This window comes from Oharaeibacter diazotrophicus, assembly GCF_004362745.1.
Classification (GTDB): domain Bacteria; phylum Pseudomonadota; class Alphaproteobacteria; order Rhizobiales; family Pleomorphomonadaceae; genus Oharaeibacter; species Oharaeibacter diazotrophicus.
Window position 1 is genome coordinate 101488 of record NZ_SNXY01000010.1, and the last position, 20398, is coordinate 121885.

The 20398-nt window shown below is 72.5% G+C and carries 19 protein-coding genes; 9 read left to right on the forward strand and 10 right to left on the reverse strand.

Annotation, left to right across the window (positions count from 1 at the left end):
- Window position 1 precedes the first annotated feature (1 nt).
- The 3 genes from EDD54_RS18110 (at window position 2) to EDD54_RS18120 (ending at window position 1911) form a co-directional block, all read left to right on the forward strand.
- Window positions 2–1063 (forward strand): glycosyltransferase, encoded by a 1062-nt coding sequence (locus EDD54_RS18110; RefSeq protein ID WP_126539460.1) that lies wholly within the window; start codon window positions 2–4, stop codon window positions 1061–1063.
- Window positions 1064–1132: 69 nt separating this feature from the next.
- On the forward strand, window positions 1133–1411 hold the full coding sequence (locus EDD54_RS18115; protein WP_126539458.1) for a type II toxin-antitoxin system TacA family antitoxin: 279 nt from the start codon (window positions 1133–1135) through the stop codon (window positions 1409–1411).
- Window positions 1408–1911 (forward strand): GNAT family N-acetyltransferase, encoded by a 504-nt coding sequence (locus tag EDD54_RS18120; RefSeq protein ID WP_126539456.1) that lies wholly within the window; start codon window positions 1408–1410, stop codon window positions 1909–1911. The genes EDD54_RS18115 and EDD54_RS18120 overlap by 4 nt, the downstream gene beginning before the upstream one ends.
- Before the next feature lie 474 nt (window positions 1912–2385).
- Here the strand turns inward: EDD54_RS18120 and EDD54_RS18125 are convergent, their stop codons facing one another.
- Window positions 2386–3450 carry an endo-1,4-beta-xylanase gene (locus EDD54_RS18125; RefSeq protein WP_166653468.1) on the reverse strand — a complete coding sequence of 355 codons (1065 nt, stop codon included), beginning with the start codon at window positions 3448–3450 and terminating at the stop codon, window positions 2386–2388.
- A gap of 250 nt (window positions 3451–3700) precedes the next feature.
- Here EDD54_RS18125 and EDD54_RS18130 point away from each other — a divergent pair, with 250 nt between their 5' ends.
- Window positions 3701–4627, forward strand: a complete 927-nt coding sequence (locus EDD54_RS18130) for a WecB/TagA/CpsF family glycosyltransferase (RefSeq protein WP_245515819.1) — start codon at window positions 3701–3703, stop codon at window positions 4625–4627.
- Window positions 4624–5853 (forward strand): glycosyltransferase, encoded by a 1230-nt coding sequence (locus EDD54_RS18135; RefSeq protein ID WP_126539452.1) that lies wholly within the window; start codon window positions 4624–4626, stop codon window positions 5851–5853. Before EDD54_RS18130 ends, EDD54_RS18135 begins: the two co-directional genes overlap by 4 nt.
- Here EDD54_RS18135 and EDD54_RS18140 read toward each other — a convergent pair.
- Window positions 5843–6922 (reverse strand): glycosyltransferase, encoded by a 1080-nt coding sequence (locus EDD54_RS18140; RefSeq protein ID WP_126539450.1) that lies wholly within the window; start codon window positions 6920–6922, stop codon window positions 5843–5845. The genes EDD54_RS18135 and EDD54_RS18140 overlap by 11 nt on opposite strands.
- 209 nt (window positions 6923–7131) lie before the next feature.
- Here EDD54_RS18140 and EDD54_RS18145 point away from each other — a divergent pair, with 209 nt between their 5' ends.
- Window positions 7132–7992, forward strand: a complete 861-nt coding sequence (locus EDD54_RS18145) for a DMT family transporter (RefSeq protein WP_126541832.1) — start codon at window positions 7132–7134, stop codon at window positions 7990–7992.
- A 180-nt stretch (window positions 7993–8172) separates the two neighbouring features.
- Entirely contained in the window at window positions 8173–9582 is a 1410-nt protein-coding gene (locus EDD54_RS18150; RefSeq protein WP_126539448.1) for a TadE/TadG family type IV pilus assembly protein, read from the forward strand.
- 28 nt (window positions 9583–9610) lie between these two features.
- Here EDD54_RS18150 and EDD54_RS18155 read toward each other — a convergent pair whose 3' ends face one another.
- Window positions 9611–10030: a hypothetical protein gene (locus EDD54_RS18155; protein ID WP_126539446.1), complete on the reverse strand. Its 420-nt coding sequence runs from the start codon at window positions 10028–10030 to the stop codon at window positions 9611–9613.
- A gap of 10 nt (window positions 10031–10040) precedes the next feature.
- Window positions 10041–10334, reverse strand: a complete 294-nt coding sequence (locus tag EDD54_RS18160) for a DUF883 family protein (protein WP_165645138.1) — start codon at window positions 10332–10334, stop codon at window positions 10041–10043.
- Window positions 10335–10604: 270 nt separating this feature from the next.
- On the opposite strand from EDD54_RS18160, the gene EDD54_RS18165 reads away from it, so the two are divergent.
- Both EDD54_RS18165 and EDD54_RS18170 read left to right on the forward strand, forming a co-directional pair.
- Window positions 10605–11489: a pirin family protein gene (locus EDD54_RS18165; protein WP_126539442.1), complete on the forward strand. Its 885-nt coding sequence runs from the start codon at window positions 10605–10607 to the stop codon at window positions 11487–11489.
- 128 nt (window positions 11490–11617) lie between these two features.
- The gene (locus EDD54_RS18170; RefSeq protein ID WP_126539440.1) at window positions 11618–12811 is read left to right on the forward strand and encodes a lytic murein transglycosylase; all 1194 of its coding nucleotides are present in this window, start codon (window positions 11618–11620) and stop codon (window positions 12809–12811) included.
- A 161-nt stretch (window positions 12812–12972) separates the two neighbouring features.
- On the opposite strand, the gene EDD54_RS18175 is transcribed toward EDD54_RS18170, so the two are convergent.
- The 6 genes from EDD54_RS18175 to EDD54_RS18200 all read right to left on the reverse strand — a co-directional run bounded on the left by EDD54_RS18175 (window position 12973) and on the right by EDD54_RS18200 (window position 20347).
- Window positions 12973–13917, reverse strand: coding sequence for an ABC transporter permease (locus tag EDD54_RS18175; protein ID WP_126539438.1), 945 nt, complete (start codon window positions 13915–13917; stop codon window positions 12973–12975).
- Window positions 13914–14963 (reverse strand): ABC transporter permease, encoded by a 1050-nt coding sequence (locus EDD54_RS18180; RefSeq protein ID WP_126539436.1) that lies wholly within the window; start codon window positions 14961–14963, stop codon window positions 13914–13916. Before EDD54_RS18180 ends, EDD54_RS18175 begins: the two co-directional genes overlap by 4 nt.
- 5 nt (window positions 14964–14968) lie before the next feature.
- Window positions 14969–16480 (reverse strand): ABC transporter ATP-binding protein, encoded by a 1512-nt coding sequence (locus EDD54_RS18185; RefSeq protein WP_126539434.1) that lies wholly within the window; start codon window positions 16478–16480, stop codon window positions 14969–14971.
- Window positions 16477–17913, reverse strand: a complete 1437-nt coding sequence (locus EDD54_RS18190; protein WP_126539432.1) for an amidase — start codon at window positions 17911–17913, stop codon at window positions 16477–16479. Before EDD54_RS18190 ends, EDD54_RS18185 begins: the two co-directional genes overlap by 4 nt.
- Window positions 17914–17922: 9 nt before the next feature.
- Window positions 17923–18906, reverse strand: a complete 984-nt coding sequence (locus EDD54_RS18195; RefSeq protein ID WP_126539431.1) for a BMP family protein — start codon at window positions 18904–18906, stop codon at window positions 17923–17925.
- A gap of 151 nt (window positions 18907–19057) precedes the next feature.
- Window positions 19058–20347, reverse strand: coding sequence for an amidohydrolase family protein (locus EDD54_RS18200; RefSeq protein ID WP_126539429.1), 1290 nt, complete (start codon window positions 20345–20347; stop codon window positions 19058–19060).
- Window positions 20348–20398 lie beyond the last annotated feature (51 nt).

Consider the following 20398-nt stretch of genomic DNA (forward strand, 5'->3'; position numbering starts at 1 on the left):
CATGGCGCGGACCCTCCTCGTCGACCACACCCATCTCGGCCGCCACGTCACCGGCCTGGAGCGGATCACGCTCGAGCTGTTCGCGCCGGACTCGCTCGCCCCGCTCCGGCTGGAGCCGGTGACCGCCGGCGGCTCGACGCGGAAGATGATCCTGGCGCAGACCCTCGGCCTGCCCGCCCGCCTCCTCGCCGACCGCGGCGCCGTCGTGCTCTGCCCGGGCTTCCCGCCGTCGATCCCGCTGACGCTCGCCGGCGGCCGGCGCGTGGTGCCCTACGTCCACGACTGCTTCCTGATCACCCGGCCGCAGGACCTCAACTGGCGCGCCCGCGTCTACATGGCGCCGGCCTTCCGTGTCGCGATCGCCCGGCTGCCGTGGTTCCTCGTCAACTCCCGCGCGACCGCCGACGAACTCGCCCGCCACGCCGCGCCCGGGGCCGAGATCACGCTCTACCGCCCGGTGGTGCGCGACGTCTTCGCCATCGCCGATCGCGCCGCGTCCGCCGCCGCTGCCCGCGCCGCCGGCGACGGCCGCCGGCTGTCGCTGATCGCGGTCGGCACCGTCGAGCCGCGCAAGAACCTCGTCGCCGCCGCCGAGGTGGTGCGGGCGCTCAACGAGGGTCACGGCTTCGACGCCACCCTCGACGTCGTCGGCCGGCCCGGCTGGGGCGGCGAGGCCGAGCGGCTCGCCGGCCGTCCCGGCGTCGTCCTGCACGGCTACCAGCCGGCCGAGCGGGTCCGCGACCTCCTCGCCGGCGCCCATCTCCTGATCTCGACCTCGCACGACGAGGGCCTCGGCCTGCCGCTGGTCGAGGCGCAATACGCCGGCCTGCCGGTGGTCGCCCCGGACAAGCCGGTGTTCCGCGAGGTGCTCGGCGCCTCCGGCCTGCTGATCGACCCGACCGACCCCGCCGGCGCCGCCGCCCGGATCGCCGCGGCCGTGCGCGGCCCCGGTTTCTTCGCCACCGCCGCCGCCGGCGCCGCCACCAACGTCGCCCGCTGGAACGCCGCCGCCGAAGACGACCGCGCCCGGCTGGTCGAGCGGCTGGCGCGGATGGTGGGGTAAGGGACGCGAGACGATTCCGATTGTACGGCTTGAATCCGTACCTTACATTAATGCCCCGAGGAGATGGGCATGCCGCGCCAGATCAGTGATACGTCCAGCCGCATCGAGTTGCGCATCCCGCCCGAGCAGAAGGCGGTGCTCGCACGCGCGGCCGCGCTCGAGAACGTCGACCTGACCAGCTTCATTCTCGGGCGAATCCTGCCCGAGGCGCGGGCGGTGGTCGAGCGGGCCGAGCACGTGCAGCTCTCGGAGCGGGCCAGCTTGCGCGTGCTCGACCTTCTGGAGTTTCCCCCGGAGCCGACCGACCGCCTGAGGCGCGCGGCCAAAGCCGGCCGGACTCTCGGGTGAGCGCACCGACCTGGCAGGAAGCGCCGATCGGCAGACATCATGACAGGGCCGCTTTCGATTGCGGCAATCCCGACCTGAACGGCTGGCTGGCGCGCTTTGCCCGCCAGAACCATGACAGCGGCGGGGCCAAGACCTTCGTCGCCACACCGGTCGATGCGCCGTCGCGCATTCTCGGCTTCTACTCCCTGAGCCCCGCCTCGTTGGACTACGCCCGCACGCCGGCGGTTGCCCGGAGGGGCTTGGCGCGCTTCGACGTGCCCGTCTTCCGCCTCGCCCGGCTCGCGGTCGATCGCTCGGTGCAGGGACGCGGTCTCGGCGGCGCGCTGCTGGTCGCGGCGGGAAAGCGCTGCATGGCGGTAGGCGCGGAAGTCGGTGGCGTCGCCCTGCTGATCGACGCCAAGGACGACGAGGCCGCCCGCTGGTACGAGGGCTATGGTGCCGTCCGGATCGAGGATTCGTCGCTGTCGCTGGTGCTGCCGTTCGCGACATTGCGAGTATAGTAAGTACAATTTTCTACCAAAAGCATCACTTTAGAAATATATCATGTCAATAGTAAATTAAAATCATACATGAAAAGCAATAGTTATTTCGAAATTGAGTTCCAATGCGCCCAGAACGCGCACCTCATCGAACGGTGATAGTTGATACTGTTAATCGCAATCTAATCGTATCGTTGATGCATCTTTGTAGCTATAATATTCAATGCAACTTCTCTCCCCGTCGTTGGTTTTCAGTTTTCCTATATCGCTACTAGCGATAAACTCGGATATGGACGTCGCTCCGTCGGAATTCCAGTCCATTTCCGTCCAGGCATACCCTTGAGAAATCGCAGAGACCATCCGCATTGTGATGTAGAATAAGAACAGGCCGACGGAGAAGAAAAGAACCATCATTGCCGACTTTCGCATCCTAACTCCCGAGGATACCTTTTTACGTATTCGAAGATCGACCGGACAATGGCCGGCCTGCCCCCTTCACGCCGGCCGGCGGTCGCGGAAGGCGGCGACGATGGCGTCGTATCCGGCCTTGGGTTGCATCTGGGCGTCGAAGGGGAGGGGGCGCGGGGCGCGGGTCGTGACGCCGGGGTGGGTCTGTTTCCAGGCGTCGATGTAGAAGGTGGCGGCGTCGGTGAGCTGCCAGGTGATCACCGTCTTCACCGCGGGCACCTTGAGGACGGCGCCGAGGAAGGCCTCGTAGCGGTCGGCGACGGCGGCGTCGCGGATCAGCGGGTCGTCGGGATAGCGCTCGTCGTTGACGTCGAGCTCGGTCAGGTAGATGTCGACGCCCTTCTCGGCGAGCCGCCACAGGAACTCGACGAAGCCCTGGTCGTCGTAGGGCCACTGCGGCTGCAGGTGGCCCTGCAGGCCGACGGCGTCGAGCCGGCAGCCGGCGTCCTGCAGGCGGTCGACCAGCGACAGGAGGCCGGCGCGGATGCCGGCGCCGGTGTCGGTCCACTGCTCGGTGTGGGCCTCGTTCAGCACCAGCTTGCAGCCGGGATCGGCCGCGGCGGCGCGCTTGAAGGCGCGGACCGGGTAGTCGGTGCCGAAGGTGGCCGTCCACGGCCCGTCGCGCCAGCCGCCGGGCAGGCCGTGTCCGGGCCAGAACGGCTCGTTGACCACGTCCCAGGAGTGCAGCCGGCCGGCGTAGCGGCCGGCGGTCTCGTCGACGTGGCGGTCGAGGAAGGCGGCGCGCTCGGCGGTCGACATCGCCACCAGCCAGTCCGGCTTCATCTCGTTCCAGGCCAGCGTGTGGCCGCGCATCGGGATGCCGGCGTCGTCGGAAAAGCCGAGCAGGCGGTCGGCGTAGCGGGTGTCGAACACGTCCGGGGCGGGACGCAGGGTGTTGAATTTCAATGCCCAGTCGGCGGTGAAGATCCGGGCGTGCCGACGGTAGAGTTCGGCCTGACCCGGCCGGTCGAGGGTGTCGTCGGCGATCGACGTGCCGAACAGGATGCCGGCGCGGCGGGCGACGTCGCCGATCGGCTCGGGAACGGCCGTCCCGGCCCGGGACACGGCCGGCAGCGCCGCACAGGCCGTCAACCCGGCGATAACCTTCAGCGTCTCGCGGCGGGACGGACGGGGAGCGATAGGGTGAAACATTCGTATATGTCCCCGCATTTCCAGACCAGCCCGAGCGGTGTCGAGGAGAATCGTTCGAATTTTAACGATCGACTTCAGGTGAATCCAACGGCGCCGAGACTATGAGAACACCAGCGGCCCGCCGATTGCCACGGTTCTGTTTACCGACGGTTAATCATCGGGGCGCGGGTTGGGGCGGGGGAGCGCGTCGATGGCATCGCCGTTGCTGATGAACGGCCGGATCGGCACCGACGATCCGGCAATGACGAGAATGGTCACGACAGTGCACGTCAGCTCCATACCGACCCCTGCCGCCAAGCGCTCCGGGCGCGCCCGCCCCGCGGGCCTCGCGCGCGTCGCCGGCACGCTGCTCAACGTCGGCGACCAGGACGCGCTCGTGCGCGGCATCGTCGACGACGCCGTCGACGGCGCCGGCGGCACGGTGTTCACGCTGAACCTCGACCACCTCGTCAAGCTCGACGAGAGCCCCGCTTTCCGCCTCGCCTACGACCGCGCCCGCTACGTCACCGCCGACGGCACGCCGATCGTCTGGATGGCGCGCGCCGCCGGCGCGCCGCTCCACCGCGTCACCGGCGCCGACCTCGTGCTGCCGCTCTGCCGCGCCGCCGCCGTCCACGGGCTCGGCGTCCACCTGTTCGGCACCTCCGACGCGGTGCTCGCCGTCACCGCCGACCGGCTGCGCGCGCTGATCCCCGGCCTCGACGTCGTCGGCACCGAGGCGCCGCCCTACGGCTTCGATCCGGCCTCGCCGGCCGCCGCCGAGGCCGCGGCGCGGATCGCCGCCTCGGGCGCGCGGATCTGCTTCGTCGCCCTCGGCGCCCCGAAGCAGGAGCTGTTCTCCGATCAGGCGCTCGCCCACGCGCCGGGCGTCACCTTCGTCTGCATCGGCGCCGCGCTCGACTTCATCGCCGGCACCCAGCGCCGCGCGCCGCGGATCCTGCAGGCGACCGGCCTCGAATGGTCCTGGCGCCTCGCCCACGACCCGCGTCGCCTCGCCCGGCGCTACTGGCTGTCCGGCCTGTTCCTGGCGCGCTGGACCGTCCGCCACGCCGGCGGGGCCGCCGCCGACCTGTTCCGCGGCATCGCCCGCGACTTCCGCAACCCGGACCGCAAATGACCCACCGCCTCACCGTCGTCCATCCCCTCGACCCGCGCGGCTCCAAGGTCGGCGGCATCGAGACCCACGTGCGCATGATGCTGGCGCGCCACCCGGCCGACTTCTCCGTGCTGTTCGTCGGCATGGACGAGCGCGGCGACCTCGAACTCGGCAAGCCCGTCCGTCTCGAGATCGACGGTCGCACGATCGACTTCCTGCCGGTCGTCCACATCCCCGACGACACCATCCACTCGGCCGCGCGCAAGCTGTGGCAGTCGGTGACGCTGCGCTTCGCGCTCGGCGCCGTCCGCCACCTGCCGACGATCCGCCGGCTCGCGAAGGCGCCGTCGGCCTCCACCGAGATCGAGCGCTTCGAGTTCGCCGCGATCGCGCGCGCGCTCGGCAACCCGGTCGTCCAGGTCGTCCACGGCGAGGGCCGCAAGGACGACAAGATGGACAGCCTGATCAAGCGCTTCTGGTGGATCCACCGCCTCAACGAGGAGATCGCGCTGCGCCTCGCCGACCGCGTCGTCGCGGTCAACGGCAACATCGTCAAGCGCTACGAGCGCGAGATGCCGAAGGTCGCCGCCAAGGCCGAGATGCTGACCGTCTCGGTCGACACCGACCGTTTCCCGGCCGCGCGCTTCGACGTTTCCGACGACGTCTTCCGCGTCGTCTTCGCCGGCCGCCTCGACGCCTTCAAGGACCCGCCGCTGATGTTCGAGACGATGCGGCGGATCCACGCCGCCCTCGGTGGCCGCTTCGAGTTCCACTACATCGGCACCTCCGACCCGGCCCGCGATCCCGAGTTCGCCGCGATCGAGGGCTTCACCGTCCGCCACGGCTTCCAGAACGCCGCCGGCGTCTCGGCGATCATGCGCCGCTGCCACGCCGGCGTGCTGACCTCGTTCTTCGAGGGCATGCCCTGCTACCTGCTGGAACTGCTGTCGAGCGGCCGGCCCTGCGGCGCGATCCGGCTGCCGCAATACGATCCGCTGGTGGTCGAGGGCGTCTCGGGCTTCCTGCGCGAACGTCCCGAGGGTCCCGCCGCGGCCGCCGACGCCATGGCCGAGGGCTTCGTCGGCCTGTGGCGGGCGATCCGCGCCGGCCGGCTCGATCCCGAGGCGATCCGTGCGCTGGTTCGGCCCTATTCGGTGGCCGTGCAGATGCCGAAGCTGTTCGACCGCCACCGCTCGCTGTCGCGGCACCCGGCGGCGCCGGCCGGCAGCCGGACCGTCAGCGCCTGACGGCCTCGCGGACGACGGCGTCGAAGAGCGCCTCCCAGGCGTCGAGCCCGTGCGCGACGTCGAAGCCGGCGGCGCGCGCCTGCCGGGGGGCCGGGTCGCCGGGATCGGCGAGGGCGGCGTCGAGCGCGCCGGCCATCGCCACGGGATCGCCGACCGGCACCAGCCGGCCGAAGGCGCCGCCACCGAGGATCTCGGCCGGACCGGGGCAGTCGGTCGCCACCACCGCCGGGCCGGCGGCGAGCGCCTCCACCACTGCCATCCCGAAGGCCTCCGTGCGCGAGGGCACCGCCGCCACCCGCGCCGCGCCGAACAGCGCGGCCGAGCCGTCGAGGGCGCCGAGCAGCGTCACCCGTCCGGCGAGCCCGTGCCGGGCGATCGCCGCCTCGACGGCGGGGCGGTCCGGCCCCTCGCCGCCGATCGCGAGCCGCGCGCCCGCCGTCGTCACCCGGGCGAAGGCATCGACCAGATCGGGAAAGCCCTTCTCCGGCGACAGCCGACCGACCGCGGCCACCAGCGGCGGCCGGGCCGCCAGCGCCGCCGCGGCGAGCGGCACGAGCGGGGGCAGGGCGACCGGGTTGTGGATCCGGACGGTACGGGCGGGATCGGCGCCCCAGCGCCCGACGAGGGCGGCGGCGAGCCCGTCGGAGACGGCGACGATCCGCGCCGCGCGTCGGCGCAGCAGCGGCATGCCGGTATAGGCGAGCGCGGAGAGCCGGCCGGTCTTCCACTCCTCGAATCCGTGGTAGGACAGCACCAGCGGCGTACCCCGGCCGGCGAGGACGGCCGCGGCCGCGAGCTTGACGTTGGACACCGAGACCGCGCCGGCGGCGACGTCGGGCGCGAGGCGCCGGATCAGGCCGGCGAGGCGGAGCAGGCCGCGGGCGTGGCCGCCGCCGGTCTCGACCAGTTCGACGCCCGGGCCGGCACGGAAGCCGGTTTCGACGTGGTCGACCGCCAGCACGACGCGATGGCCGCGCGCGGCGAGGCCGGTCGCCAGTGTCGCGAACACCCGTTCGGCGCCGCCGCCGCCGGAGGCGCGGGTGTGGAGGAGGATCGATCGTGCCGTCATGTCCGCCGTCGGTGGCCGGTCTCGTCGCGGCGGAGTGTGCCGGCCGGAGATGAACGGAGCGTTCCGCGCGCCTTCGCGTCGCCCTCGCGTCGGCCGGCGCGGCGGTGTATGCGGAGAGCCCGCGCCCCCCTCCCGGATCCGCCGCCACCGTGACCGACGCCCCCGTCCGCCGTCCCGCCGTCCGCGACCACGTCGCCCTCGGCATCGCCATGATGCTGCTCGGCGACTTCCTGTTCTCGGCCAACGACGCCATGGGCAAGTGGCTGGTGGCGACCTACACCGTCGGTCAGGTGCTGCTGATCCGCAGCGGCGCCGCGCTGCTGGTGATGGCGCCGATGATCCACCGCGCCGGCTGGCGCATCCTGATCCCGACCGAGCGGCCGTGGACGCAGGTGAGCCGGGTGGCGCTGTCGATCGTCGAACTGATCGCCTTCTACGCCGCGGCGGTCCACCTGCCGATCGCCGACGTCATGACCTTCTACCTCGCCGGCCCGATCTACGTGGCGGCGCTGTCGCCGTGGCTGCTCGGCGAGCGGGTCGGCTGGCGACGCTGGACCGCGATCGCGGTCGGCTTCGTCGGCGTGCTGATCGCGCTGAAGCCGTCGCCGGAGACGCTGTCGGCGCCGGCGCTGATCTCGATCTTCGGCAGCTTCGCCTTCGCGCTGATCGTGATCCAGAGCCGGCAGCTGCGCAACACGCCGGACCTGACGCTGGTGTTCTGGCAGACCGCGGGCGCCTTCGCCGCCGGGCTGGTGATCGCACCCTTTTCCTGGGTGCCGCCGACCCCGCGCGACTGGGGCCTGCTCGCCGCCCTCGGCGTCGTCGCCATGGTGGCGCATCTCTGCATCAACCGCGCGCTCAAGCTCGCGCCGGCCGCCGTGGTGGCGCCGTTCCAGTACACGCTGCTGATCTGGGCGCTGGTGTTCGGCTGGACCGTGTTCGGCGACGTGCCGAAGACGGACATGCTGATCGGCGGCGTCATCATCGTCGGCGCCGGCCTGTTCATCTTCGAGCGCCAGAAGAAGGTCGCGCCCGAGGCGGCGGAGACGTCGGTGCAGGACGTGGTATGAGCCGGATCGGCGCCGAGCGCGGAACGCCGGCCGCATGACGGACGAGCGGGCACTCTCCGCTCTGGCGCGATCTGCCGAAGACGCGTCGTTAGCGGTAATGTAATCGTTTGCGAGGTTCAATTCCTCCCGTCACGGGTGCAGGTGGAGGCGCGCGCGGTCGCGATCGGGGAGTTGCGGGACATGGGACGATCGGCGATCGCGGATCGGGCGGGGAGCGCCGTGGTGATCTTCGCGCTGGCGCTGCTGCCGGTGTCGTTGATGGTCGGTGTCGGCATCGATTTCGCGCGGGCGGCCAACACGCGTTCGGAGCTGCAGGCGGTCACCGATGCCGCCGCGCTGATGGCGGCGCGTTCCTACGGGGCCGGCGTCGCGCTGTCCGACCTCGCCGACGTCGCGGACGCGGCGATCACCGCCGATACCCGTAGCCTGCACGATCCGAAGGTGAGCGAGGCGCCGCATCTCGAGGACGGCGGGACCCAACTCTGCCTCGCCATGGCGGACACCGTTCCCACCACCTTCATGGCGCTCGCCGGCGTTCGCGGCGTCGCCGTCACCACCGAGGCCTGCGCGGCGCTGCCGGCCGAGGAGCATTTCGAGATCTCTCTGGTGGTCGACGTCTCGTCCTCGATGATCGAGAACGCGCGCTTCGATCCGATGGTGACCGCGGTGAAGAGCTTCGTGTCGTCCTTCGCGGACGACGCCAAGATGAACAAGCGGACCAAGATCGCGATCGTTCCGTTCTCGAGTCGCGTCAACGTCGGCCTGACCCATACGGCGTGGCTGCAGGGCTTCTCGGGCACGGCCGCCGTGCCGGACCGGTGGATCAATCCGTCGAAGTACTATTCGTCGTCGAGCTACTCGACGCTCACGTGGATCGACGGGCAGACCATCGGCAAGTACAATGGCAAGAATTACTACTGGATGGGCTGCGTCGAGCCGCGCTCGGACGTCGCGCTCCGGGTGATGGGCACGCTCGACGCGGCGGCTCTGTCCGACGCCGCGCCGTCGGCCGCGCGCTTCCTGGCGATGGATCAGAATTCCGAGTCGGCGAAGAGCTTCTGTCCGCCGCCCATCGTCGGCCTCTCCGCCGACTTCGCCATGCTGACGTCGGCCGCCGCGGCCCTGACCTCCGAGGGGTCGACCCGGCTCGACGCCGGCATGGTCGCGGGCTGGTACACGCTGTCGCCGAAGTGGCGCGGCAGTTGGCCGGACACGGCCGCGCCGCTGGACGTGTCGGCGACGACGCACAAGATCGTGGTGTTCATGACCGACGGTCGGATGAACACCCAATACGGCGCCAGCACCGGCAAGTTCGACTGGCTGTGCACCTACGCCAAATCGGCCGCCTGCAACACGCTGGCGACCGCTCACCTCGACCGGATCTGCACGGCGATGAAGGCGACGGGGATCGCGATCTACACCGTCTCCTACGACGAGGACGCCGATCCGGCCGCCCTCGCCGACTGCGCGACATCTTCCGCCCACGCCTTCACGGCGTCGCGGAACACGACGAGCACCCATTACATCCGGACGATCTACGAGGCGATCGCCGCCGACATCCGCAACGGCGCCGTCAGGCTGTCGCTCTGACGGTCCGCGACGGGCGGTGGAACGGGTGTCACCGGCCGCCCGACAGGCGACCGGCGACGAGGGCGCCGAGGAAGACGGCGGCGGGGACGAGCAGCACCGCCCGGCCGGACGGCATCAGACCGCCGCCGCGCGAGGTGCCGCCGGCCGAGCCGGCGGCGACGCCGAAGGCGGCGGTCTCGGCGGCCGGCAGCGAGCGCCGGTGCCGGCCGAAGCCGCGCACCGCCAGCACCACCAGGGCGACGGCGGCGAAGAGGCCGGCCGCCGCGAGCGGCGTCCCGATCGGGCCGAGATGCGGCAGGAGCGCGACGTAGGCGGCGGCGACGACGAAGCCGAGCGCGACCGCGCCGAACGCGCCGGCGACCGCCGTCAGGGCGGCGCGCCGGGCCGCCCGGCGCGCCCTGTGCTTGACCTCGGCGACGGCGAGCGCCGAGAGGATGGGGCCGATCATCGCCCCTCCGTCAGCGGCGCGAGAACAGGCCGAGGAGATAGCCCGCCGTCGCCGCGAGGGCGACCGCCGTCAGCGGCCGGTCGCGGATCGAACGCTCGACCTCGCGCTCCATCGCCGAGGCGCGGCGGTAGGCCTCCTCGCCGAGTTCGCTGCCGCGGTCGACGACCTCCTGGGCGACGCCCGCCGCCTGGTCCTTGACCTTGGCGTAGCGGGTCTGCGCCATGTCCGACACGAGGCCCGACAGGCGGGAGATCTCGCGCCGGAGCTCGGCGACGTCGTCGTTGGAGGAGGCGGTGGAGCTCATGTTGGACCTTTCCAGGATGGAGGCGGCGGGGCCCTGGGTGGGACCGCTGGTGAGGGGTTCGCGATTTTCGCGGCCGTTGGCGCTGGCCATGGTCGGTTCCTCCGTGTGCGTGGGGTTCGCCGGGACAACACGGCGCCCCCCGCGATCGTTCCACCGACGGCGACGGATCGTTCACGGCGGCGCCGTCGGCAGCGCGCTCGGGAGGCGCTACATTGGTCCCGTCGCCGTCGCCCGCCCCCGGAGCGGCACCGACCGACAGGAGTGCCGCCGATGACCGCCCCGCTGCCGTCCTACCTCGAGACGCTCGTCGTGCCGCGCGCCCGCGACATCGGCGACTTCGAGGTCCGCCGCGCCCTGCCGGCCGCGGGCCGCCGCATGGTCGGCCCGTTCGTGTTCCTCGACCAGATGGGCCCGGCCGAGTTCCTGACCGGGCGCGGCCTCGACGTCCGCCCGCATCCCCACATCGGGCTCGCCACCGTGACCTATCTCTACGAGGGCGAGATCCTGCACCGCGACAGCCTCGGCAGTGTGCAGCCGATCCGGCCGGGCGACGTCAACTGGATGACCGCCGGCCACGGCATCACCCATTCCGAGCGCACCGGACCGGACGTGCGCGCCGCCGGCGGACCGCTGTTCGGCATCCAGTCCTGGGTGGCGCTGCCGAAGGGCCGCGAGGACGACGCCCCCGCCTTCGTCCACCACGGCCGCGGCTCGCTGCCGACGATCGAGGCCGAGGGCAAGCGGATCCGCGTCGTCGCCGGCACCCTCTGGGGCGCCGCCTCTCCGGTCGAGACGGCGTCGGAGACCATCTACGCCGACGCGATCCTCGATGCCGGCGCCTCGCTGCCGATCGACGCCGTCCACGAGGAGCGCGCGATCTACACGCTGACCGGCACGGTGACGATCGCCGGTGACGTTTTCGAGCCCGGCCGCCTGCTGGTGTTCCGCCCCGGCGACCGCGTCACCGTGACGGCGGCGACGCCGGCGCGCTTCCTCGTGCTCGGCGGCGACCCGATGGACGGGCCGCGCCACGTCTGGTGGAACTTCGTGTCGTCGGATCCGGAGCGGATCGAGGAGGCCAAGCGGCGCTGGTCGGCCGGCGCCTTCGCCGCGGTGCCGGGCGAGAGCGAGTTCATCCCGCTGCCCGAGCGCTGACGGCGGCCACGGTCGGGGCGGGACGCGAAAAACCGCCGGTGTGGCCGCCGCACTCTGGCCGGATTCCACCGGAACGGTCTAGCCTCGATTCGATCGCGCTTTCAGCGCCCGTCCGAGAAGGAGCCCGCATGCCCGCCGCCCGGCCCGCCCGCCGCCTCGCCATCCTCGCCGCCGCCCTCGTCGCGGCCGGCCCCGCGTCGGCCGCCTGCCGCGCCGGGGCCGACGGCTTCGGGCCCTGGCTCGAGAGCTACAAGGCCGAGGCGGTCGCCGCGGGCGTGCCGGCGTCCGTGGTCGCCTCGGCGCTCGCCGGCGTCTCCTACGACCCGGCGGTGATCAAGAAGGACCGCGGCCAGGGCGTGTTCTCGCAGACGTTCCTCGAGTTCTCGACCCGCATGGTCGAGGGCTACCGCGTCAAGGCCGGCCTGCAGCAGATCGCCAAGAACCGCGCGCTGTTCGACCGCATCGAGGCGACCTACGGCGTGCCTGCGGAGGTGCTGGTCGGCGTCTGGGGTCTCGAGTCCGACTTCGGCGCCAACACCGGCTCGATGGCGACGCTCGACGCCCTGGCGACGCTGGCGTTCGACTGCCGCCGCCCCGACCGCTTCCGCCCCGAACTGACCGCGGCGCTCGAGATCGTCGCCGCCGGCGACCTCACGCCCGCCGAGATGCGCGGCGCCTGGGCCGGCGAACTCGGCCAGACCCAGTTCCTGCCGTCCAACTACGTCAAATACGCCGTCGACTTCGACGGCGACGGCCGGCGCGACCTGATCCGCTCCAAGGCCGACGTGCTCGCCTCCACCGCCAACTACCTGAAGAGCCTCGGCTGGCAGCAGGGCGCGCCGTGGCTGGTCGAGGTCCGGGTGCCCGCCTCGATGAACTGGGGCGAGGCCCACCTCGCCGCCAAGAAGAGCGCGGCGGCGTGGCAGGCCGAGGGCGTCTCGCCCGCCCACGGCGCGATCCCGGCGGGCGAGGCCTCGCTCTATCTGCCGATGGGCCGCAACGGCCCGGCCTTCCTCGCCTACCACAACTTCGACGTCTACCTCGGCTGGAACGAGTCGCTGGTCTACTCGACCACCGCCGCCTACTACGCCACCCGCCTCGCCGGTGCGCCGCGGGTCGGCCAGGGCAACGGCCCGGTCGACGTGCTCGGCGCCGCCGACATCAAGGCGATCCAGCAGGCGCTGGCGAACCGCGGCCTCGACCCCGGCCCGATCGACGGCAAGCTCGGCTCGCGCACCCGCGAGGCCGTCCGCGCCGTCCAGATCCAGCTCGGCCTGCCCGCCGACGGCTGGCCCGACCACGCCCTGCTCCGGGCGATGTGAGGCGGGTTCGAACCTGTCCCGTGAAGTCCCGACTCGTCGGGGCTTCACGGGGCTTCGGCCATCCGGCCGGCGCCCGGTCGGGCGCTCCTCGCCCGCAACGCTCCGACCGGAGGTCGGAACCTTGCGAGCTCGGTATGAGGCGTCTTCCGGGTGCGTCTGCCCTACCGCTCGCCGCGGCGGTAGGGCTGCATCAGCGCCTGGGGCACCCGGGCGCGGCGGCTCATCACCACCAGCGCCAGGATCGACAGCACGTATGGCACCATCAGGAACAGCTGATAGGGCACCGCGCCCTCGACCACGTGCTGCAGGCGCAGCTGGTAGGCGTCGAACAGGGCGAACAGCAGCGCGCCGAACAGCGCCTTGCCGGGCTTCCACGACGAGAACACCACCAGCGCGATGCAGACCCAGCCGCGGCCCTGGATCATGGTCGGGAAGAAGCTGTTGAAGGCGGCGGTCGTCAGGAAGGCGCCGCCGAGGCCCATCAGCGCGCTGCCGGCGACCACCGCGCCGATGCGGATGCGGATCGGGTCGAGGCCCTGGGCCTCGACCGCGTGCGGGTTCTCGCCGGCCATCCGCACAGCCAGTCCGAGCGGCGTACGCGCGAGCAACCAAGCGACGGCGGCGGTGGCGGCGAGGGCGAGATAGGTCGGCGCGGTCTGCTGGAACAGCGCCTCGCCGAGGAAGGGCAGGTCGGAGAGGCCGGGGATCGCCAGCGGCCGGAACGGCTCGATCGTGGGCGGCGTCGACGACACCGGCACCGACAGGCGGAACACGAAATAGGTCAGGCTGGACGAAAACAGCGTGATCCCGAGCCCGGTGACGTGCTGCGACAGCCCGAGCGGCACGGTCAGCGCGGCGTGCAGCAGGCCGAAGGCCGCGCCGGCGGCGGCGGCGGCGAGGAGGCCGGTCCACAGGTCGCCGCCCTGGTAGACCGTCAGCCAGCCGACCATGGCGCCGAGCGTCATGATGCCCTCGATGCCGAGATTGAGCACGCCGGAGCGCTCGCAGATCAGCGCGCCGAGGGTGCCGAAGATCAGCGGCGTCGCGATCCGCAGCACCGCCGCCCACAGGCTGGCGGTCAGGAGGATGTCGAGCGCGGCGGTCATCGCCGGACCTCGTAGCTGGTGAACAGGAGCGCGACCAGCATGCTGAGCAGCGAGATCGCCACGATGACGTCGGCGATGAAGCTCGGCACGCCGAGCGCGCGGCTCATGCCGTCGGCGCCGACGAAGACGATGCCGACGAAGAGGGCGCCGGCGACGACGCCGATCGGGTTCAGCCCGGCCAGCATGGCGACGACGATGCCGGAATAGCCGTAGCCCGGCGACAGGTCCTTGGTGACGAAGCCCTTCACCGACAGCACCTCGACCGCGCCGGCGAGCCCGGCGAGCGCGCCGGACAGGCACGCCACCGCCACCAGCGTGCGCGGCAGCGAGACGCCGGCGAAGGCGGCGGCGCGCGGGGCGAGACCGGCGGCGCGCGCCTCGAAGCCGAACACGGTGCGCGCCTGCACGAAGGCGACCGCGAGCGCGGCGGCGAGCGCGATCAGGAGACCGATCGTCAGCCGGCTCCGCGGCACCAGCTTCGGCAGCATCAACCCGCCCGGCACCGGCACCGACTGCGGCCAGCCGAAGGCCATCGGGTCCTTGAGCGGGCCCTCGATCATCATGCCAACGAACAGCAGGACGACGAAGTTGAGGAGCAGCGTCGTCACCACCTCGTCGACGCCGAAGCGCAGCCGCAGCGCCAGCGGCACAAGTAACAGCAGCGCGCCGGCCGCGGCGCCGGCGACGAGCAGCAGCGGCGTGCCGACGATCGCCGGCGTGCCGGCGAGGACGCCGTGGGCAAGGGCGGCGACGGCGAGGGCGCCGACGAAGAACTGGCCCTCGGCGCCGATGTTCCAGAGCCGGGCGCGGAAGGCGACGGCGGCGGCGAGCCCCGTCAGGATCAGCGGCGTCGTCCGCGTCAGCGTCTCGGTGATCGAGAGCCGCGAACCGAAGGCGCCGACCAGCATCTTCCAGTAGGCCTCGAACGGATCGGCGCCGGCGGCGGCGATCAGGAGGCCGGAGAGCGCCAGCGACACCGCCACCGCCGCCAGCGGGGCGGCGATCAGGAGGCGGGTCGGCACGTGGGAGCGGCGGACGAACTGCATGGCCGTCAGGTCTCCCACACGCCGGCCATCATCAGGCCGATGGTCCGGGCGTCGGCGGCGTCGGTGTCGACCGACGGCGACAGCCGGCCCTTGACGATCGCCTGGACCCGGTCGGCCAGCGCGGTCACCTCGTCGAGGTCCTCGGAAATGAGCAGCACGCCGGCGCCGGCGGCGCGGGCGGCGAGCAACTCGGCGTGGACGGCGGCGATCGCGCCCTCGTCGAGGCCGCGGGTCGGCTGGTTGGCGACCACCAGCCGCGGGCTTCCGGCGAGATTGCGGCCGAGGATGAGCTTCTGCATGTTGCCGCCGGAGAGCAGCCGCGTCCGGGTGTCCGGCGTCGCGCCGCGGATGTCGAAGCGCTCGATCAGCGCGGCGGCGAAGGCGCGGGCGGCGGCGCGGTCGACGAGGCCGCGGCGCGAGAAGCGCGGTTCGCGCACCCGTTCCAGCACGGCGTTCTCCCAGACGGTCATCTCGCCGACGGCGCCCTCGGCATGGCGGTCCTCCGGGATGCGGCCGACGCCGGCCTCGACCAGCGCCCGCGGCGGCGTCCGGCCGATGTCCGCGCCGGCGAGCGTCAGTCGCCCGACCGCCGGCGGCGCGAGGCCCGAGACCAGCCGGCCGAGCGCGGCCTGGCCGTTGCCGGAGACGCCGATCACGCCGAGGATCTCGCCCGAGCGCACGGTGAAGGAGACGCCGTCGAGGCGCTTGGCCCCGCCCTCGACCACGTCGACGGCGTCGGCGACCAGCAGCGGCGGACCGGGGGCGCGGCGCTCGCGCACCGGACGGGCGACGCGGCGGCCGACCATCAGCTCGGCGAGTTCGGCGCGGTTGGTGAAACGGGTGTCGCGCTCGGCGACGACGCGGCCGCCGCGCAGCACCACGACGCGGTCGGCAGCGCCCATGACCTCGCCGAGCTTGTGCGAGATGAAGATCACCGACAGCCCCTCGGCCGCCATGCCTTTCAGCGTGCCGAACAGCCGCTCGGCCTCGACCTGGGTCAGCACCGCGGTCGGCTCGTCGAGGATCAGGATCCGGGCGTCGCGGTAGAGCGCCTTCAGGATCTCGACGCGCTGGCGCTCGCCGACCGAGAGGTCGCCGACCCGGGCCTCCGGCTCGACGGCGAGACCGAAGCGGGCGGCGATTGCCACCAGCCGGGCGCGGCCCTTGCGGCGGTCGGACGCGATCGCGTCGAGCCGCTCGGTGCCGATCATCACGTTCTCGAGCACGGTGAGGTTGGGCGCCAGCGTGAAATGCTGGTGCACCATGCCGACGCCGGCCTCGATAGCGGCGCGCGGCCGGCCGGGCGGCAGCACCTTGCCGAACACCGAGACCTCGCCGGCGTCGGCGGTGTAGTGGCCGAACAGGATGTTCATCAGCGTGGTCTTGCCGGCGCCGTTCTCGCCGAGCAGGGCCAGCACCTCGCCCTCGCCGAGGGCGAGCGAGACGTCGTCGTTGGCGGTCAGCGCGCCAAAGCGCTTGGTGACGCCGGAGAGGGCGAGGACGGTCCGCCGGCTCACGTCGGCATCCCCGCGATCGCGTGGGGGAACACCACCGGGCGTTCGGCGGCGACGAGGTCGGCGAGCGCCAGCGCCAGCATGTCGCCGCCGATCGGGGCGAGGATCTGCACGCCGATCGGCAGGCCGCCGCGGTCGGCGCCGCAGGGCACCGACAGCGCGGGCACGGCGCCGACGTTGGCGAGCGCGGCGAAGGGAGCGGTCGCCGCCATCTGCGCGAACAGCCGGTCGGGATCGCCGTGGTCGGGCGGGAAGGCGCCGACCAGGGGCGGCGGGCCGGCGAGCACCGGCGTCAGGATGGCGTCGGCGTGCTCGAACAGCCGCCACAGCCCGTGGGCGACCAGCACGCCGTCGCGGTCGGCGGCGAACAGGGCGGCGGCGGGCATCGCCGCGCCCTCGGCGCGCACCGCCGCGGCGTTCGGCGAGATCTCGTCGTCTGAAACGCCGAGCCCGTCCATCCAGCCGGCGAGCGAGGCGGAGAAGATCGCACGCGCGATGCGGCCGGCGCGGGCGGCGAGGTCGGCGAGCGCCCCGGCGTCGACCGGCACCAGCCGGTGTCCGGCGGCCTCGAGGATGCGGCCGGCGGTCTCGACCGCGGCGGCCTGCTCGTCGCCGATCGCGACGCCGGGTGCCGTCGGCACCACGGCGATCCGGAGCGGGCCGTCGAGGTCGAAGCCGTCGACGTCCGGGTCGGCGAACGGACCCTCGGCGGCGCCGGAGAGCGCGAGCAGGGCGGTGCGGACGTCGCGGACCGCGCGCGCCAGCACCAGTTCGCCGGCGATGCCCATCAGGTGGTTGCCGAAGGCCGGGCCGTTCGGCGTCGCCCCGCGCGAGGGCTTCAGGCCGACGAGGCCGCAGGCGGCGGCCGGCACCCGGGTCGAGCCGGCGGCGTCGGTGCCGTGGGCGATCGCGACGATGCCGGCGGCGACCGCGGCGGCGGCCCCGCCCGACGATCCGCCCGGCGAGCGGGCGGGATCCCACGGATTGCGCGCCACCGGGCCGCCCGGCGGCTCCGAGGTGAGCGCGAGGCCGAACTCGGGCGTGGTCGAGAGCGCGAAGGGCACCAGCCCGGCGCGGCGGAAGCGGCGGGCGAGGGCGCTGTCGACGCCGTCGTCCGTGACGCGGCGGCGGATCGCGGGCGAGCCGGCGGCGGGCGGCAGGCCGCGGGCGGCGTTGCCGAGGTCCTTCATCAGGAAGGGCAACCCGCCGAAGGGCGCGCGGGTGGCGCGCGGGCTGCGGCGGGCGGCGAACATGTCGAAGCGCGCCGCGTCCTCGCGGGCGAGGTCGGGCGCGGCGAAGGTGATCGCGCCGAGCGCCTCCGTCTCGGCGGCGCGGGCGAGCGCCGCCTCGAGGAGGGCGCCCGCCGTCGTCTCGCCGCGCCGGACGGCGTCGGCGAGGGCGGTGGCGTCGGCCGGAGACGGGCTCGCCGCGGTCACCGGGCCGGCTCAGGCCGGCTCGTTGGCGTCGATCGGCACCTCGAAGGCGCCGGACTTGATGGCGGCCTCCTTGGCCTCCATCGCCGGCAGCGCGTCGGCGGGCACCTGATCCTTCACGTAGATCAGCTCGTTGCCGCCGTACTTCATGAAGGAATACTCGGTGTAGTCGCGCCCGACCGGCTTGCCGGCGAGGACGTCGGCGACGATGGCGTCGACGGTCGGCCGGAAGTTCCAGATCGCGTTGGCGAACACCGCGCCCGGATAGCGCGGGGTGTAGTCGATCAGCGAGCCGATCGCGAGCACGCCGCGCTCCTTGGCGGCGTCGGCGGTGCCGATGCGCTCGCCGAACAGCACGTCGGCGCCGGCGTCGATCTGGGCGAGCGCGGCCTCCTTGGCCTTCGGCGGGTCGAACCAGGTGCCGATGAAGCCGTTGAGGAACTTGGCGTCCGGCTTGACCTCCTTCACGCCGAGGCGGAAGGCGTTGATCAAGAGGTTGACCTCGGGGATCGGATAGCCGCCGACCGAGCCGAACACGCCCGACTTCGACATCTTCGCCGCCAGCATGCCGGCGAGATAGGCGGCCTCGTGGTTGCGCGTGCCGAAGACGCCGAAGTTGTCGCCCTCGGGACCGCCCGAGGAGCCCATCAGGAACGCGGTCTCGGGATAATCGGCGGCGACCTGCCGGGCCTCGGCCTCGAGCGCGTAGGACTGGCCCCAGATCAGCTTGACGCCCTGGTCGGCGTATTCGCGCATGGCGCGGGCGTAGTCGGTGGCGGCGACGCCCTCGGAGAAGACGTAGTCGATGGTGCCGTCGGCCGCCGCCGAGGTCAGCGCCGCGTGGATGCGCGAATTCCAGGCGTTCTCGACCGGGTCGGCGTGGATGCCGGCGACCTTGAGCTTCTCCGCGCCGATCGCGGCGCGGCCGAAGAGCGGCAGCGCGCCGAGCGCCGCGGAGGTGGCGAGAAAGCGGCGACGCGTGAACGGATGCGGCATGGTGCTGTCCCCCTCGGTTGCCGTACCGGCCGTCGCGGCCGGGCGGTCCCTCGTTAATTTGTCCAGGTGGTCAAAGGAACGCCCTGCCCAATCCGTTGTCAAGCACCCGAGATGGGCAGGCGATGCCACTCGCGCGGGCAGTTCGCCGCGGTCAGTCCAGCGGCGGCGCGTAGGCGGCGGGGTCGATGGCGTCGGGCCGACCGTCGAGGAACAGCTTCGGCCGCTTCTCCGGCGTCTCGGCGATCACCTTGCCGCGCCGGACCACCGTCAGGCGCGTCGCCTTGGTGCGGATCGCCTCGATCGGGTCGCGGGCCTGGAGGACGACGAGGTCGCCATGGGCGCCGACCTCGAGGCCGTAGCCGGCAAGGCCGAGCGCCCTGGCCGAGTTGACCGTGACGGCGTCGAAGAGCGACCGCATGCCGTCGCGCGAGGTCATCGGCGCGACGTGGACCGCCATGTGCGCGACCTCCAGCATGTCGCCGGAGCCGAGCGAGTACCACGGGTCCATGCAGCAGTCCTGGCCGAGGGCGACGTTGACGCCGGCCGCCATCAGTTCGGGCACCCGCGTCATGCCGCGCCGCTTCGGATAGCTGTCGTGACGGCCCTGGAGCGTGATGTTGATCAGCGGGTTCGGCACGGCGTGCAGCCCGGCCTCGCCGATCAGCGGGATCAGCTTGGAGACGTAGTAGTTGTCCATGGAGTGCATGGACGTCAGGTGCGAGCCGACCACCCGGCCCTGGAGCCCGAGCCGCACGGTCTCGGCGGCTAGCGTCTCGACGTGGCGCGACATCGGGTCGTCGGTCTCGTCGCAGTGCAGGTCGACCGGCAGGCCGCGCTCGGCCGCGATCTCGCAGGACCGCCGCACCGAACGGGCGCCGTCCTCCATCGTCCGCTCGAAATGCGGGATGCCGCCGACGACGTCGACGCCCATGTCGAGGGCGCGCAGGAGGTTGCGCTCGGCGCCGGCCGAGCGGTAGAGGCCGTCCTGCGGGAAGGCGACCAGCTGCAGGTCGATATAGGGGGCGATCCGGCGCTTGACGTCGAGGAGCGCCTCGACGGCGGTGAGCCGGTCGTCGCAGACGTCGACGTGGGTGCGGATGGCGAGGAGGCCCTGGGCGACCGCGAGGTCGCAGTAGCGCAGCGCCCGCTCGGCCACCGCCTCGACGGTCAGCAGCGGCTTCAGTTCGCCCCAGAGCGCGATGCCCTCGAGCAGGGTGCCCGAGCGGTTCAGGCGCGGGATGCCGAGCGACAGCGTCGCGTCCATGTGGAAGTGCGGGTCGACGAAGGGCGGCGACACCAGCCGCCCGGTCGCGTCGATCACCCGGCCGGCCTCGGCGTCGATGCCGGGTCCGATGCCGACGATCCGGCCGCCGTCGATCGCGACGTCGACGCCGCTGCGGCCGTCGGGCAGGTTGGCGTTCTTGACGAGAAGGTCGACCATGGCGGCGTCCGGGCGGCGAGGGCAGGGGCCTCCATCGCACCCGGAAAATCG